A 15,683-nucleotide genomic window follows, 5' to 3' on the forward strand; every position below is an offset into this window, starting at 1 on the left:
CGCACCAGTCTAGGAGGCGCTCGGAGGGCCTCCCGGGTCAGTGCGAGCTGTCGTCCATCTCGAGCCGCGTCTCCTCGGCGTCGAGCATCAGCTGGGCGCGACGGAGGATGCGCGACGAGTAGACGCCGCGGGTCCGCGCCTCCAGGAGCGCCTCGCGCTCGGCGAGCAGGACCGCACGCCGCAGGTGCAGGTACTGCCCGTGCGGCCCGAGCGGCGCATCGGCGTTCCGCTCCACCTGCTCCCAGGCCACCTGCGACCGGGTGAGGGTGTCGCGGCGGACCCGCTCGAGCACGCGCGGGGCGACTGTGCCCTCGGGGAGCTCGTCCACCGCCTCCGGGAGCGCCTGGATGCCGGTGGAGGCCACCTCGTCGAGGAGCGTGGCGAGCTCACGGCGATCGGCATCGCCGTCGCTCCCCTGGATGCCGGTCAGCCGGATCAGCGCCGGGAGGGTCGCTCCCTGCAGCAGGAGGGTGACCACCGCGACCGTGAAAGCGATCAGGATCAGCTGCGAGCGGTAGGGCGTCTCCGCGGGAAGGGACTGCGCCGCCGCGAGCGTGACCACGCCGCGCATCCCGGACCACGACAGGATCACGCCGCCCCGCCAGCCGAACGCCTCGCTCGTCGTCGCCGCCAGGTCCGTCTCCCGGCGCTGGTAGAGCTTCTCGGCCCGCTGCTGGCGCCTCCTGAACCGCTCATCGCTCGTGGCGCTGTTGCGCAGCCGCATCACGCCGACCTTCAACCGCCGGTTGATGCGCTCCGCCCGCCGCCCGGAACCGCGCAGCCAGAGCAGCAGCGGCCAGACGAAGAGCGTCCGCAGCACGATCAGGATGACCACCGTCGCCAGACCGAGGTACACGGCGGTGTCGGCGCCGAGCCCGCCCTTCACCTCGCCGATGATCGCCTTGATCTCGGCGCCCATCAGGAGGAACACCCCGTTCTCGAGGAGGAACTGCGCCGTCCGCCAGTTGATCCGCTCGCTGAGTCGCGACTGCGGGCTCAGGAAGCGGGCGCTGTTGTGGCCGGTGTAGATACCGGTGACCACGACCGCGAGCACACCCGATGCGCCGAGCTCCTCAGCGGGGATGTAGGCGAGGAACGGCACCGCGAACGAGACCGCGGTGTCGAGCACGGGGTCGCTCAGCTTCGAGCGGATGAAGACCGTCAGCACGCCCATGACCAGCCCGAGGGCGATCGCCATCAGCACGGAGTAGACGAAGAGCACCCCGACCTCGCCGATGTCGATGGCATCGGAGGTGACGGAGGAGCCCACCACCGCGGCCGCGGCCGTCGCGGCGCGCAGGAGCACCAGTGCGGACGCGTCGTTCACGAGGCTCTCGCCCTCGAGCACGGTCACGAGGCGCGGAGGCAGGCCGAGCTTCTTCCCGATCGAGGTCGCGGCGACCGCATCCGTGGGGCTCACGACCGCACCCAGGGCGATGGCCGCCGGGAGGCTGAGGTCGGGCAGGACGATGTAGAGGAAGAGGCCGACGACGAGCGCGGTGACGAACACGAGCAGCACCGACAGCCCGAAGATCGAGCGGAGGTTGCGGCGGAAGTCGGTCAGCGGGACCTGGATCGCCGCCGAGTAGAGCAGCGGCGGCAGCACCCCCGCGAGGATCAGCTCGGGCTCGACCTCGATCTCGGGGACGCCCGGCAGATAGGAGGCGCCGATCCCGACGACCACGAGGATCAGCGGAGCCGCGATTCCGAGCCGGCTCGAGAACCGCGCGACCGTGACGACGGTGATGATCCCGGCGATCCCGAGCAGCGCGTAATCCACGGCACCAGGGTAGCGAGGCGGTCAGCGCCGAGTGTCGCCCGACCGCGCTACCGCAGGCGGATCAGTACCAGCCGACGCTCTCGGAGTGCGCCCAGGCGCCGCACGGGGATCCGTAGCGGCCCGAGATGTAGCCGAGACCCCAGGTGATCTGCGTGCTCGCGCTGGTCGCCCAATCGCCGCCCGCACTCGCCATCTTGTTCCCGGGAAGAGCCTGCGGGATGCCGTAGGCACCGCTGGACTTGTTCTCGGCGTAGACGTTCCAGCCGGATTCGCGGTTCCAGAGCAGGACGAGGCAGTCGTATTCGCTGTCCGCCCAGCCGCGCTGCACGATCATGTCGTACGCGATCGCCTTGGCCGAGCCGGGGTCGGGAGCGGCGGCACGCGCGACGGGTGCTGCGACCTCCTCCGACACGTCCTCCTCCTGGACGGCCTCGGCCGTCTCAGTGGGGGTGGGCGTCGGAGTCGGGGTCGGCGTGGGCTTCGCCTGAGCGTCGAAGGTGTCGCGCTCGACGGTCCGCTCGACGGCACCGGCGACGACCAGACGCTGCGCGGGATCACCGTCGAACCGGGCGGGTGCCTGGTAGTACGGCGAGGCGACCGCTCCGCTGGAGGGATCGACGACGCTGACCATCACGAACCCGATCGACGCCGCGAAAGCGAGGAATGCGAGGGGGATGCGGGTCCTGGACCGGCGAACGGTGGCCCGCTTCGCGGCGGTCGGTGCTGCGGTCGAGTGCCGCGAGACCGGTGCCTGGGAGACGGAACGTTCTTGATGCATAGCCACGATCACGAAAGCATAACGGACTAAAGCCTGATCGGCCAGGCTATCGACGCGCGCGTCAGCGGACCGCCAGCATCACGTCGACCACGGTGTCGAGCACGAGGTCGACCTGCGGCTCCGAGTACCCGCCGCGCTGCGGGGCGAACGAGACTGTGCGGACGTCGTCGACGGTGAGGACGGAGCCGTCTCGGAAGTAGCCGGAGATGCGGTCGGCGAAGGCGTCGACCTGCCGGATGTTGTAGCCGGTGGTGAGCACGCCGGCATGATCGAAGCGCTCGCGGGCGGGCCGGGCGAGGCGGTTGACGATCTCCTGCGCGGTACCGCGCGCCTCCCGCAGCCACTGCTCCTCGCCCTTCTCGGCGATGGCGAACTGGCGCTCCCGGAGCGCGAACGCATCCTCGAGGCGCTCGAGCGCCGCGTCGACGTGGGGCGCGGAGTAGCCCCCCTTCTTGAGCGAGAACGCCGTGTGGCGGAGGTCGGCGGCCCGCAGATCGGCGGGTCCGCCGGAGAGCTGCGCGTACGCCTCCCGAGCCGAGGCCAGGAACGAGTCGACCTCGGCGGTGTCGTAGCCGGGCCGGGACTCGCGCGCGTAGGGGAAGGGAGCGTCCATCCCGTCATTCTGCCAAGAGCCGCGGCCCGCGGCCGACAGCGGCGCGCTCGGCCAGGGCCCTGCCCGCTGGCTCAGTGCGCGAAGACGAAGTACAGCACGTAGGCCGCTGCTGCCGACGGGAGGATCGAGTCGAGCCGGTCCAGCAGGCCGCCGTGCCCCGGCAGCCACGTGCTCATGTCCTTGATCCCGATGTCGCGCTTGATGAGCGACTCGGCGAGATCGCCGAGCGTCGCCGTCAGGAGGATCACCGCACCGAAGATCGCGCCCACCCACCACGGCTGGTCGAGCAGCAGGACGGCGAGCAGCACGCCCGCCACCACTCCTGCGATGCCGGCGCCGGCGAAGCCCTCCCAGGTCTTCTTCGGGCTGATGCGCGGGGCCATCGGGTGCTTGCCCCAGGTGAGGCCGCTCGCGTACGCGCCGGTGTCGACCACGATCGCGAGGACGAGGAACGACAGCGCCCAGAGCTGACCGCCCGGCTCGGCGACGAGGCGGATCGCGAACGCGCCGAGGAACGTGACGTAGGCCTGCACGAAGGCACCGAGACCGAGGTCGAGCAGCAGATCCTTCCGCGTCGACGAGGTGTGCTTGACGAGCTGCTCGCCCAGGCGCCACAGGGCGATGAAGATCGAGCCCAGGAGGACCGCGAGGAACCCGCCGGAGATGCCCCCGTAATACGCGGCGGGCACCGCCACGACCGCCACGATCCCGGTGGGGATGCGCGGGATGTCGCGACCGGCGTGGCGCAGCGCGATGGAGAGCTCCAGCGCGGCGAACAGCACGAGCACCCCGGCGAGCACCATGAAGAGCTCTTTGATCACGAGGAGGCTGACGAGCATCACGCCGACACCGGCGAGGCCGATGAGCGTCGCAGAGACGAGGTTGCGCCCGGAGCGCGCCGTCAGACGGTCGTTCGTCGCCTCGAGCTGCGCCCTCGTCGCCTCGAGCTGCCGCTCGACATCGGCACGGCCCTGCTGGGCACGCGCACGCAGGGCGTCGCGCGTGACCATCCGCGACCCCCGGGCTCCCGGGACGTGCGGACCGAGTGGCTCCTCGCCGCCTTCGGGTTCCACGGGGTGCTCTGCCACGGCCGACTACACCTCGAGGAGTTCGGATTCCTTGCGCTTGAGCGCCTCGTCGATCGCGTCGACGTGCTGCTTCGTGAGCGCCTCGAGCTCCTTCTCACCGCGCGAGAGCTCGTCGTCGCCGATGTCGCCCTTCAGTGCGTCGAGGTCGTCCTTCGCCTTGCGGCGGATGTTGCGGACGGCGATCTTCGCGTCCTCCGCCTTGGTGCGGACGACCTTCACGAACTCCTTGCGGCGCTCGGTCGTCAGCTCGGGGAGGGTGACGCGGATGAGCGTGCCGTCATTGGTGGGATTCGCGCCGAGGTTCGGCATGTCCCGGATGGCCTGCTCGATGTCGCGCAGCGAGCCCTTGTCGTAGGGCGTGACGAGGAGCGTGCGCGCCTCCTGGTTCTGCATCGACGCGAGCTGCGACAGCGGAGTCGGCGTGCCGTAGTAGCTCACCAGCACCTTCTGGAACATGCCGGGGTTCGCCCGGCCGGTGCGCACGGACGAGAAGTCCTCCTTGGCGACCTCGACGGCCTTGCCCATCTTGGTCTTCGCGTCGGCCAGTACATCCGAGATCACAGGGGGCTCCTTAGTAAAGAGGGAAGTGGTCAGTCTAGTTCGAGACGAGGGTGCCGAGCTGGGCCCCGCGGATGGCCTTGGCGACGTTGCCAGCGGGCTCCATCCCGAAGACCTGCATCGGCATGCCGTTGTCCATGCAGAGGCTGAAGGCGGTCGAGTCGACGACCTTGAGACCCCGCTGGAGCGCCTCCTGGTAGGTGAGGGTGTCGAGCTTCTTGGCGTCGGGGTTCGTCCGCGGGTCGGCGTCGTAGACACCGTCGACGCCGTTCTTCGCGACGAGGACGACGTCGGCGTGCGTCTCGAGAGCGCGCTGCGCGGCGACCGTGTCGGTCGAGAAGTACGGCAGTCCGGCACCGGCGCCGAAGATGACGACGCGGCCCTTCTCCATGTGGCGGATCGCGCGGCGGGGGATGTAGGGCTCGGCGACCTGCGTCATCGCGATCGCCGACTGCACCCGCGTCTCCGCTCCGGCCTGCTCGAGGAAGTCCTGCAGTGCGAGGGCGTTCATCACGGTGCCCAGCATGCCCATGTAGTCGGCGCGCCCGCGGTCCATGCCGCGCTGCGACAGCTCTGCTCCGCGGAAGAAGTTGCCTCCGCCGACGACGACCGAGATCTCGACCTCGGTGGCCGCATCCGCGATCTCCCGCGCGAGAGCGCTGATGACATCGGGATTCACGCCGAGCGTGCCTGCACCGAACGCCTCCCCCGACAGCTTCAGAAGCACCCTGCGGCGCTTGCCCGTCGTCATCGCATCCGTCTGCGTCATGGACGTTTCCTCCCGTAGACCCGTACAAATCTATCCCGCGCGGGACGCACCCGCGACCAGCCCCGGGGCACCCGACCCCGGGCAGAGCGAAGGGAGTCCGGGTCGACTGAACGACCCGGACTCCCCTCGTGTGTCTTAGGCGCCGACCTTGAAACGGGCGAAGCCCGAGACGGTCAGACCCGCGTCGCTCAGGACCTTGGCGACGGACAGCTTGTTGTCCTTCGCGTAGTCCTGGTCGAGCAGCGCGACCTGCTTGAAGTACGCGTTGACGCGTCCCTCGATGATCTTCGGAAGGGCTGCCTCGGGCTTGCCCTCGCCGCGCGAGATCTCCTCGACGATGCGGCGCTCGTTGTCGACCTCGGCGGTCGGGACGTCCTCGCGCGACAGGTACGTCGGGTTGGCGAACGAGATGTGCTGCGCCACGGAGCGCGCGGTCTCGGCGTCGTGCCCCGAGTAGCCCACGACCACGCCGACCTGCGGGGGCAGGTCCTTGTTGGTCTTGTGCAGGTAGACGGCGAAGTGCTCGCCGGTCACGGTGGCGACGCGGCGGAGCTCCACCTTCTCGCCGAGGATGGCGGCCTCGTCGTTGATGATGTCGGCGACGGTCTTGCCGCCGGCGGGGGCCGCGAGGGCCTCCTCGACGGTGGTCGAGCCGGCGGCGACGACCGCAGCGAGCACGGCGTCGGCGAGGGCGATGAACTTCGTGCCCTTGGCGACGAAGTCGGTCTCGCAGGCGAGCTCGATCATGGTCGCGACTCCGCCGTTCTCAGCGGCGGCGACGAGGCCCTCGCTGGTCGAGCGGTCGGCGCGCTTCGCGTTGCCCTTGGCGCCCTTGAGGCGGAGGATCTCGACGGCCTTGTCCAGGTCGCCGTCGGCCTCGACGAGAGCGTTCTTCGTGTCGACCATTCCGGTACCGAGCTGCTCGCGCAGCGTCTTGACGTCAGCGAGGCTGAAAGTAGCCATAGTTCTGCGTACTCCTTCGTGTTCTGAAGACCCCGGTCGCCGTCTCGGCTCGTCGGGTCCCCAGCGATTCTGTTACGGGGATGTCGTGCTCCTACCGAACGGGGGCCGAACGTTCTGCATCCGCAGAACGTCCGACCCCCGACTCAGGAGGTGGTGTCAGGCCTTGGCGGTCTCGTCGGTCGAGGCCTCGGCGGGCGCGTCGGTCGACTCGGCAGGGGCCTCGTCGGCAACGGTCTCGTCGACGACGAGCTCGTCGGCGGGCGACTCGGCCTCGGCGACGGCCTCGTCGATCGTCTCGGCCTCGGCGTCGGCGACCTTCTCGGTCTCCGCGCCGGCCTGCTCGTTCGGCTCCTCGACGGCGGCATCGGGGGTGCCCGACGTGAGCAGCTCCTTCTCCCACTCGGCGAGCGGCTCGACGGCGGAGACGTTGCCCTCGGCCTCGGGCTTCTGGTGACGCTGGATGAGGCCCTCGGCTGCGGCGTCGGCGATGATGCGGGTGAGCAGGCTCACCGAGCGGATCGCGTCGTCGTTGCCCGGGATCGGGTACTGGACCTCGTCGGGGTCGCAGTTCGTGTCGAGGATGCCGATGACCGGGATGCCCAGCTTCTTGGCCTCGTCGATCGCGAGGTGCTCCTTCTTGGTGTCGACGACCCACAGGGCCGACGGCGTCTTCGAGAGGTTGCGGATTCCGCCGAGCGACTTGTGCAGCTTGTCGAGCTCGCGCTTCTTGATGAGGAGTTCCTTCTTCGTGAACCCGCTCTTGGCGGTGTCGTCGAAGTCGAGCTCCTCGAGCTCCTTCATGCGCGCGAGGCGCTTGGAGACGGTCTGGAAGTTGGTCAGCAGACCACCGAGCCAGCGCTGGTTGACGTAGGGCTGGCCGACGCGGGTCGCCTGCTCCGAGATCGCGTTCTGCGCCTGCTTCTTGGTGCCGACGAAGAGGATGGTGCCGCCGTGGGCGACCGTCTCCTTCACGAAGTCGTAGCTCTTGTCGATGTAGGCCAGCGACTGCTGGAGGTCGATGATGTAGCTGCCCGAGCGCTCGGTCAGGATGAAGCGCTTCATCTTCGGGTTCCAGCGACGGGTCTGGTGCCCGAAGTGGACGCCGCTGTCGAGCAGCTGGCGCATGGTGACGACTGCCATGAGTCGTTCTCCTTGTCTCGGGGCTCGGGCGCACGACGGCGCCGAACTCCCGTTCGGTTGTCTGTGACGGCCGGTCGGCACGTCACCCTGGCGCCCGGCGTGCTCCCGCCCGTCCGAGTGAGCGGAGGGACCGTGGGGAGCGGAGGCCGAATGGGCGCGCGTAGTCACCCCGACGAGCGAGGTGCTGGCTAGATCTTAGCACCCGCGCGGGATCGGGCCGAGCTACCGCTCGCCGTGTGCGTGTCCGGCTCGCAGAGACAGCTCCGGCTCGCAGGAACACGTCCGGCTCGCAGAAACACGTCCGGCTCGCGGGAATCCGGGATTCCGACGAGCCGAACGTGATTCCGCGAGCCGGAGGTCCGCCGCGGGTGCGAGCTACTTGCGCGCAGACTTCATGACGGTGCGGATGTGCAGCGTGTCCATCTCCTCCAGCGAGCGGCCCTTGGTCTCGGGGACGAACATGAAGACGAAGACGAACGAGAGCGCCGCGAAGGTGGCGTAGAGGCCGTAGGCGAGAGTGAGCGAGACGTCCTGCGACAGGATCGGGAACGTCACGGTGATCGCGAAGTTGGCGATCCACTGCGCGGAGGCGGCCAGGCCGAGAGCCGCGGCGCGGATCCGGTTCGGGAAGATCTCGCCGAGGAGCACCCAGACCAGCGGTCCCCAGGTCGCGCCGAAGAACACGACGAAGGCGTTGGCCGAGACCAGCGCGATCGGGCCCCAGGCGCCGGGCAGGCTCACGTCTTCGCCACTGATCGTCGACTGGCTGAACGCGATAGCCATCAGGGCGAGCGAGATCGCCATGCCCGCGGAGCCGACCAGCAGCAGCGGCTTCCGGCCCACCTTGTCGACGAGGAAGATCGCGACGAACGTGACGACGACGTTGACGACCGAGGTGAACACAGAGATCGCGAACGAGTTCGACTCGTCGAAGCCGACCGCGCTCCAGAGCGAGGTGGAGTAGTAGAAGATCACGTTGATGCCGACGAACTGCTGGAACACCGACAGCAGGATGCCGACCCAGACGACGGGCAGCAGGCCCAGCGCGGGACCGCGGAGGCTCGACTTCTGCGCGTTCTCGGCGTCCTCGTCGATCTTCTGCTGGATGTCGTTCAGCGCATCGTCGACCTCGTCGCGCGGAGTGACGGTCGCGAGCACCTTGCGCGCCTCCTCCTTCTTGCCGCGGGTCGCGAGGTAGCGCGGCGACTCGGGAAGGGTGAGGGCGAGCAGACCGTAGATGATCGCGGGGACGGCGCAGGCGATGAACATCCAGCGCCAGGCGGCCACGCCGAACCAGTAGGGCTCGGAGGCGCCGTCGGCACCGTTCGCGATCAGGGTGTCCGAGAGCAGCGCGGCGAAGATGCCGAGCGTGATCGCGAGCTGCTGGAGCGAGGCGAGGGCACCGCGGATCGCCTTGGGGGCGATCTCGGAGATGTAGGTCGGCGCGATCACCGAGGCGATGCCGATACCGAGGCCGCCGACCACGCGCCAGAGCACGAGGTCCCAGACGGCGAAGGCGGCGCCGGCGCCGATCGAGGAGACGAGGAAGAGGACGGCGCCGAGCAGCATCACCTTGATGCGGCCCCAGCGGTCGGCGAGGCGGCCCGCCAGGTAGGCGCCGAGGGCACAGCCGAGCAGCGCGGAGGCGACCGCGAATCCGATCAGGGCGGCCGACAGCTCGAACTCGCCCTGCACCGCCTCGACCGCGCCGTTCACGACAGAGGAGTCGAAGCCGAAGAGGAACCCGCCGACCGCCGCCGCGATGGCGAGGCCGATCACCTTCCTCCGCAGTTTCGCCGCCGAGGGATTCGGGGTGGTGTCAGATCGTCCGCTGGTCATGGTCGTCTCCGATTCTCGCCGCCGGTGGGTGCGCTGGTCTCGCCCCGCTCCGGATCACAGGCACGTTACTCCCGGCTAGGAATCCACCGAGACGGGTTGTGCTCGGGAGGATTCTGCGGCGCTCCTCCACACTGTCCGCTCTCCTCCGCTTCTCCCCCGGTCGGGCCGCAGGTCGTCCGCGCCGAGGCGCCGTTCGCCACCGTGGTCGGATGAGTCGTCTTCCCTCCCTCCTCCCGGGCGTGTTCCTGGTGCTCGCGCTGATCGCTCCGATGCTCTGGACACCGCCCGTCGCGGGCTTCTCGGTGATCGCGCCCTGGGCCGCGCCCGCGCACCGGTACGCCGCGGGGCATCGCGGCATCGATCTCGCGGCCTCGCCCGGCGCTGAAGTCGTCGCGGTGGCGGCGGGAACGGTGTCGTTCGCGGGGGCGGTGGTCGACCGGCCGGTGGTGAGCATCGAGCACGCCGACGGGCTGGTGTCGACCATGGAGCCGGTCATGGCGAGCGTGACGAAGGGGCAGGTCGTTGCGGCGGGCGACGTGATCGGAGTCGTCGGCGCCGGCGGGCACTGCGACGGGTCGTGCGTGCACCTGGGCGTCCGGGAGGACGGGGAGTACGTGTCGCCGATGCGCTTCTTCGGCGGGATACCGCGGGCGGTGCTACTGCCGATGGACGATGTCGCGTCAGGCGCGCGGGTGCGCGAGCCGGTAGGCCTCGCGGATGCGCTCGGTCGAGACGTGCGTGTAGATCTGCGTGGTGCCCAGGCTCGCGTGGCCGAGCATCTCCTGGACCGCGCGGAGGTCGGCCCCGCCGTCGAGGAGGTGGGTGGCGGCGGTGTGCCGCAGGGTGTGCGGGCCGGAGGGGCCGGAGCCCTGGCCCCCGTCGAGGAGGCTCGCGACGACTCCGTAGACCGTGCGCGGTGTGAGGCGGGCGCCGCGACGACCGAGGAGGAGCGCGTCGGTGCGCTCGGCGACCAGAGCGGGGCGGGCCTTCTCGAGGTAGGCGACGAGCGCCTCCTTCGCGGGGACGCCGAAGGGGACGACGCGCTGCTTCGAGCCCTTGCCGGTGACGAGGACGGTGAGCCGGGAGAGGTCGAGATCTCCCGTGTCGATGGCGACGAGCTCCGAGACGCGGATCCCGGAGGCGTAGAGCAGCTCGATGATCGCGAGGTCGCGGATCGCGACGGGATCGTCGGTCGCCCCCTGCGCCGACACGATGTCGATGACGTGCTCGGTCTGCGGCTGCGTGAGCACCCGGGGAAGGGATCGCCCGGCCTTCGGAGTCCGAAGCCGCGCTGCAACGTCGGTCGCGAGTCGCTCGGAGCGGAGGGCCCAGGACGAGAAGGAGCGCACCGCGGCCGTCCGTCGCGCGAGCGTCGCCCGTGCGACTCCTGTCTGCGACTCGTGCCACAGCCAGTCCCGCAGCAGTTCGAGGTCGAGCTGGTGCATACGTTCGGTGTTCTTGGTCTTCGCGAACTCGACGAGCTTGGCGAGGTCGCCCCGGTAGCCCTTCGCGGTCGCGGGTGAGAGGGATCGCTCGTCGAGCACGTAGCGGAGGAAGTCCTCGACCGCGCCGGCGAGCGAGTCGTCAGGCATCGGGCATCCGCGACCAGAGGTCGATGCGCCCCTGCTCGTCCAGGCTCTCGAGCTTCTCGATCAGGTCGGTACCGAAGCGGGTCGCGATCGGAGCGATCGCGGTCGGGACGAGCGACGTCGCAACGGTCTCGGGATGGACGTGCACGAGCGAGAAGCTCTGCGCGCCGTCGATGCCGCGGAGCTCCCGCTCCGGGGCACTGAGGTCCATCGTGTAGCTGGTCGCGCCGGCGACGAAGACGGGGACACCGGCGAAAGTCGCCGCTGTCGGGTAGTGCAGGTGCCCGCCGAGGATCGCACGCACGTCGGTGCCCCGCACGACCTCCTCGAGCCGGTCCATCCCGCGCAGTTCGAGCACCGTCATCGCGCCGAGCGGAGTCGGCAGCGGCGGGTGGTGCAGGGCGATGATCGTGCCGAGCGGGGCCGGGGTCGAGAGCATGTCCGCGAGGGTCTCGAGCTGAGCGTCTGATAGCGCGCCGTGGTGGAACCCGGGGACGGCGCTGTCGAGGGCGATGAGGCGGAGTCCGCCGAGATCGACGACCTGGTCGATGGGGGTGACGGCATCGCCCGTCTCGTCGAGGAGCACGCTGCGGAAGGCGCGGCGCTCGTCGTGGTTGCCCATCACCCAGACGATCGGGCACCCGAAGCGCTCACCCAGAGGATCGAGCGCGACGCGGACCCGGCGGTACGCGTCCTCCTCTCCGCGGTCGGCGACGTCGCCGGTGACGACGATCGCGTCGAGCGCTCCCCCGCGCTCGACGAGCCGTTCCACGGCCTGCGCGAGCCGGGCGACGGTGTCTACCCGTCCGTAGAGCGGAGCACCCTCCCCGAGGAAGTGCGTGTCACTGAGGTGCGCGATCGCGCGGTCGGCCGTTCTGAAGTGACCGAGCTGCGGCCTCGCCGCCCGTGCCGTCTCGTCGCTCACGCCACTCCCCTTCGCCGATGCGTCTTCAGCGTAGGGCGGACGACCGACACGGCCCGTCCCGAATGTCGCGGTCGGACTGCGTCCGGGAATCTCGAACTCCTGCCCGAGCCCGCGACGCGGAGCAGAGATCGCAGCGCCGACGGAACAACGACAGCGGCTGCGACGCAGCGTGATCCTGCGGATCTGCACACGCGGCGTTTTACCCTCCGACCCCAGCCGTTGTGTTCCACGAACAGCCTGGTGCTCCGGCGAGAGCATGCAGGCGCCCGCCACCAACCCTCGATCCCTGACAGAAAGGCCTCCCGCGGATGTCACCCTCAGGACCCGGACGTCCGATATCGTTCCTAGGACTCGACGGAAGGCTCTCCCATGACCAATGGCATCGACACGAGCACTCAACTAGTAAATAACTACTTAGCCAGCCTGCGAGCCATCCACAGCACGGGTGCCGGCACCGCCGAAACATCGTATTACCCCGCACTTCACAATCTTCTGTCGGGGCTGGGAGCGGTCGGAAGCAGGCGATGGAGTTCACTTCCAAGCCCGAGGGGAATCAACGGTGATTTTCCTGATGTGGCTCTCTACGACAATAGAAGCAACGTTCTAGTTCTACCAATTGAGGTCAAAGGCTGGGATCACTCAATTGAGGCCCTCGCAATTTCACCACAAGCGAAACGTTATGCAAAGTCATTCGGTGGCGGCCGAATTCTGGTCACCAATCTTGTGTCCTTTGCCGTCTCCGAACTGGACGTAGCCTCAGATACCCTCCGTTTGCGTGACCTCATCACTCTGACAGACCCAATCAGCCCGCTCGCTAGCCCGGTAGACGGAGCGGTCGCTCGACTCCTCGGATTGCTAGACGCTTCGACCACAGTACGAGGCTCAATAACGAGACCGCGCGCGGTCGCAGATCTGCTCGCTTACCACGGTCGACGAATGATGAAGACTGTAGATGCAGCCGGCGATAGCAAAGAGTTGCTGTCTGCGATCGGTGCCAGCTTCCGTGATGGGCTTGGAATGGACCTCGAAGCGAAAATCCTCGTTCCGACTACGGTACAAACTGTCGTATACGGCTTGTTCGCGGCGTGGTTGGAAGATGAGACTCCAGACGACTTCGATTGGCTAAGTGCGGCGTATCGGCTACGGCTTCCAGTTTACGCCGATATGATTCACACAATTCTGACACCGCGCATCGTGCAAAAGTGTAACCTTCCTCCCATCCTAGAAGACACCGCGCGCATGCTGTCGTGGGTTGATAGAGATGCATTCACTAAGATGTTCGATGGCGGAGCAATCGAGTATTTCTACGAACCGTTTCTCGCCGCATTCGACGAAAATCTCCGACGCGAACTGGGTGTCTGGTACACGCCGAAAGCTGTGGCCGAGTACCAAGTAGCGCGAGTTCACCACCACTTGAAGACAGATTTCGGACTTGCGGATGGAATAGCCGACAGTGTCGAATCTCTCATACTAGATCCCGCGTGCGGTACAGGGACTTATCTCACGCACATCCTGACTGCAATCCGTCAGCATCACCTCGACAGCGGACAGCCGGAGATCGTAGCGTCGCAACGGGCGGCCGACGCCGCAAAAACGCGCGTGATCGGCTTTGAGATTCTCCCAGCCGCTTTCGTCATCGCCCACATCAACGTGAGCCACCTTTTGGCCTCCTGGGGAGTTCCTCTGCAAGATGGCGAACGCGCACGGATATATCTCACCAATTCATTGATCAACTGGCAACCCGAGGGGAATCCTCCGGCATTCCCGATCGAAGCACTTGCCGGCGAAATTGCCTATGCTCGTGAAGTCAAGAATGTCGAGCCCGTTCTAGCGATTATTGGAAATCCACCCTACGAAGGATTCTCAGCAGCTGAGACTGCCGAGGAAAGGGAACTACTCAAGCCATGGATTGAGGGACTCTTTTCCATATATGGCGTTCGTAAGCATCGGTTGGGTGATCTATACGTTCGCTTCTGGCGTGTCTCAGTCTACAAGGTCGAGAAACTCACCACGCGAGGAATTGTTAGTTTCATCACCAACCGACGATGGCTCGGCGGCCGATCCTTCCCGATCATGCGAGATGCAGTTAGGACAGCTTTCGACCAAGTGATGGTCGACGACCTACATGGTGATATTCATGAGCGGCTCGGGAACGACGGAAGCATCTTCACGACTGCCACTGCGAGCGGGATTCGAGTTGGCACCGCGATTGTGACCGGAGTCCGGACATCCGGGACAGCGGCTCTTACAGCCAGGCGACGGGACCTTATCGGTAGCGGCGCACAAAAACGCGACCAGCTTTCAGCCTTCGCTGATGACATTCTCAAGACGGACGAATCTTACGAAGAAATACAGCTCAGCCGCGCCGCCAGATGGCGCTTCACGTCACAGGCGCCCTCTGACGCACCAGCATTAGACGAGTATTTCGTCCGGCATTTTTCTGGGGTACAGCCGGTACGCGATGATGCTGTGCTTGACGTTTCAAAAGAATCCCTAACGGTACGGATGAAGGCATATTACGACTTTAGCGGCACAAGCACTGAGCAACTGATGTCAGATTATCCTGCTTTCGCTATTGAGCGTTCGCGGTATGTGCCAGCTAAAGTTCGAGCAGCTCTGGCCGAAAGAAACGCCATTTTCGAGAGCGATCGCGTCGTTGAGTTCGAATACCGGCCGATGACCCGACGATGGATGTATTGGGAAACAAGATCGAAATTGCTCAATGAGGCGCGTCGAGATCTGTTCGAAAGCTGGGTTGGCGTGGACGGACAGCGTGCGATCGCGTGCGCCCAGATTGCGCGACGCCCTGGTGGAGCTCGACCGATCGTGACGTCGGCAGTTCCTGCCTACGCAAGTACGGACCCAGACGCTCGCGTCTTTACAAGGCTAATAGATTATGGGACCGCAATGAGTGCAGCACCTTCGGATGCGTTCGATCTAGAGGTTGAGACTGCCGGCGAGCTCAAAGGTGTTCAGACTGCTATTGACCACTCCTGGATCAAAGCTGCACGGGAGATTGGGATTCGAGGGTCGGACACGGAGGTTGGGGACATCATCTTCTATGCGATCATCGCGATCTCTGCGAGCCCCGACTGGCTCGATCTACAACCCGCACAGTCGGACGACTTTCCTGTCGTTCCGATTCCAAGCGACGCACAGGGCCTCTTAAAGACAGCCACGGCTGGTCGTCTCGTCGCTGACCTTCTTGATCTAAGCGTTGGGGTGAAAAATGTGACTCAGGGGCCCCTAGCGCCAGACCTTGCGTCCGTCGGTGTCCCAACCAGCTTCGACGCTGCAATCCTACGGGAAGGCGTACGGGGCCAATACGGGGGAATTTACGACGCAAAAACGGAAACGGTCTGGTGGGACTCATCTGCAGGGGGCGGTTGGAGCGGAATCCCGCGCGCAGTCTGGGAGTATTCAGCCGGTGGCTTCCCCATCCTCGCAAAATCGCTTGCGTATGGCGTGAATCAGACTTTGACAGCTCCGGATCGAGAATTGTTCATGGAGAGGGCTCGGCGACTTGCAGGGATTATTGCGATGCAGACCCAACTGAATGAACTTCTCGTTCTCGCGGTTGCATCCCCGTTGGATAACAAGTCCTGACCGGGAGTCAAGTCAGGACGACAAACGCCGCCAAC

At 66.7% G+C, this 15,683-nt stretch carries 12 protein-coding genes and 1 pseudogene; 2 read left to right on the forward strand and 11 right to left on the reverse strand.

Annotated elements, in window-relative coordinates; translation table 11 throughout:
• Positions 1-37: 37 nt before the first annotated feature.
• The 9 genes from ASG06_RS15200 to ASG06_RS15240 form a co-directional block, all read right to left on the reverse strand.
• Positions 38-1,780: a cation:proton antiporter gene (locus tag ASG06_RS15200; protein WP_056044077.1), complete on the reverse strand. Its 1,743-nt coding sequence runs from the start codon at positions 1,778-1,780 to the stop codon at positions 38-40.
• Positions 1,781-1,841: 61 nt separating this feature from the next.
• The gene (locus ASG06_RS20520) at positions 1,842-2,558 is read right to left on the reverse strand and encodes a lytic transglycosylase domain-containing protein (protein WP_082499286.1); all 717 of its coding nucleotides are present in this window, start codon (positions 2,556-2,558) and stop codon (positions 1,842-1,844) included.
• 61 nt (positions 2,559-2,619) lie between these two features.
• A complete protein-coding gene (locus tag ASG06_RS15210; RefSeq protein WP_056044082.1) occupies positions 2,620-3,171 on the reverse strand; it encodes a DivIVA domain-containing protein in 552 nt (183 codons plus the stop codon).
• Positions 3,172-3,242: 71 nt separating this feature from the next.
• The gene (locus ASG06_RS15215; RefSeq protein WP_082499287.1) at positions 3,243-4,181 is read right to left on the reverse strand and encodes a phosphatidate cytidylyltransferase; all 939 of its coding nucleotides are present in this window, start codon (positions 4,179-4,181) and stop codon (positions 3,243-3,245) included.
• 84 nt (positions 4,182-4,265) lie between these two features.
• Positions 4,266-4,820 carry a ribosome recycling factor gene (gene frr / locus ASG06_RS15220; protein WP_056044085.1) on the reverse strand — a complete coding sequence of 185 codons (555 nt, stop codon included), beginning with the start codon at positions 4,818-4,820 and terminating at the stop codon, positions 4,266-4,268.
• Positions 4,821-4,854: 34 nt separating this feature from the next.
• Positions 4,855-5,568 carry a UMP kinase gene (gene pyrH, locus ASG06_RS15225; protein WP_056044605.1) on the reverse strand — a complete coding sequence of 238 codons (714 nt, stop codon included), beginning with the start codon at positions 5,566-5,568 and terminating at the stop codon, positions 4,855-4,857.
• 153 nt (positions 5,569-5,721) lie between these two features.
• Positions 5,722-6,549 (reverse strand): translation elongation factor Ts, encoded by an 828-nt coding sequence (gene tsf, locus ASG06_RS15230; RefSeq protein ID WP_056044088.1) that lies wholly within the window; start codon positions 6,547-6,549, stop codon positions 5,722-5,724.
• A gap of 156 nt (positions 6,550-6,705) precedes the next feature.
• On the reverse strand, positions 6,706-7,689 hold the full coding sequence (gene rpsB, locus ASG06_RS15235; protein WP_056044089.1) for a 30S ribosomal protein S2: 984 nt from the start codon (positions 7,687-7,689) through the stop codon (positions 6,706-6,708).
• Between the two features lie 375 nt (positions 7,690-8,064).
• Entirely contained in the window at positions 8,065-9,528 is a 1,464-nt protein-coding gene (locus ASG06_RS15240) for a sugar porter family MFS transporter (RefSeq protein ID WP_056044091.1), read from the reverse strand.
• Between the two features lie 269 nt (positions 9,529-9,797).
• Here ASG06_RS15240 and ASG06_RS19635 point away from each other — a divergent pair.
• Positions 9,798-10,139: pseudogene (locus ASG06_RS19635) on the forward strand (murein hydrolase activator EnvC family protein); the annotation flags it as partial.
• A 69-nt stretch (positions 10,140-10,208) separates the two neighbouring features.
• On the opposite strand, the gene ASG06_RS15245 reads toward ASG06_RS19635, so the two are convergent.
• Complete coding sequence (locus ASG06_RS15245) at positions 10,209-11,120, reverse strand: tyrosine recombinase XerC (protein ID WP_056044093.1); 912 nt, start codon at positions 11,118-11,120, stop codon at positions 10,209-10,211.
• Complete coding sequence (locus ASG06_RS15250) at positions 11,113-12,042, reverse strand: phosphodiesterase (protein WP_231727775.1); 930 nt, start codon at positions 12,040-12,042, stop codon at positions 11,113-11,115. The genes ASG06_RS15245 and ASG06_RS15250 overlap by 8 nt, the downstream gene beginning before the upstream one ends.
• A gap of 369 nt (positions 12,043-12,411) precedes the next feature.
• On the opposite strand from ASG06_RS15250, the gene ASG06_RS20050 reads away from it, so the two are divergent.
• Positions 12,412-15,648, forward strand: coding sequence for a type ISP restriction/modification enzyme (locus tag ASG06_RS20050; protein ID WP_156466004.1), 3,237 nt, complete (start codon positions 12,412-12,414; stop codon positions 15,646-15,648).
• The last annotated feature ends 35 nt before the right edge of the window (positions 15,649-15,683 follow it).

The organism is Rathayibacter sp. Leaf185 (genome assembly GCF_001423885.1).
Taxonomy (GTDB): domain Bacteria; phylum Actinomycetota; class Actinomycetes; order Actinomycetales; family Microbacteriaceae; genus Rathayibacter.

Coding starts and splice junctions, on each gene's coding strand:
- ASG06_RS20520 (WP_082499286.1), bottom strand. CDS start 2,558: ATGCATCAAGAACGTTCCGTCTCCCAGGCACCGGTCTCGCGGCACTCG.
- ASG06_RS15210 (WP_056044082.1), bottom strand. CDS start 3,171: ATGGACGCTCCCTTCCCCTACGCGCGCGAGTCCCGGCCCGGCTACGAC.
- ASG06_RS15215 (WP_082499287.1), bottom strand. CDS start 4,181: ATGGTCACGCGCGACGCCCTGCGTGCGCGTGCCCAGCAGGGCCGTGCC.
- pyrH (WP_056044605.1), bottom strand. CDS start 5,568: ATGACGACGGGCAAGCGCCGCAGGGTGCTTCTGAAGCTGTCGGGGGAG.
- tsf (WP_056044088.1), bottom strand. CDS start 6,549: ATGGCTACTTTCAGCCTCGCTGACGTCAAGACGCTGCGCGAGCAGCTC.
- rpsB (WP_056044089.1), bottom strand. CDS start 7,689: ATGGCAGTCGTCACCATGCGCCAGCTGCTCGACAGCGGCGTCCACTTC.
- ASG06_RS15240 (WP_056044091.1), bottom strand. CDS start 9,528: ATGACCAGCGGACGATCTGACACCACCCCGAATCCCTCGGCGGCGAAA.
- ASG06_RS15245 (WP_056044093.1), bottom strand. CDS start 11,120: ATGCCTGACGACTCGCTCGCCGGCGCGGTCGAGGACTTCCTCCGCTAC.
- ASG06_RS20050 (WP_156466004.1), top strand. CDS start 12,412: ATGACCAATGGCATCGACACGAGCACTCAACTAGTAAATAACTACTTA.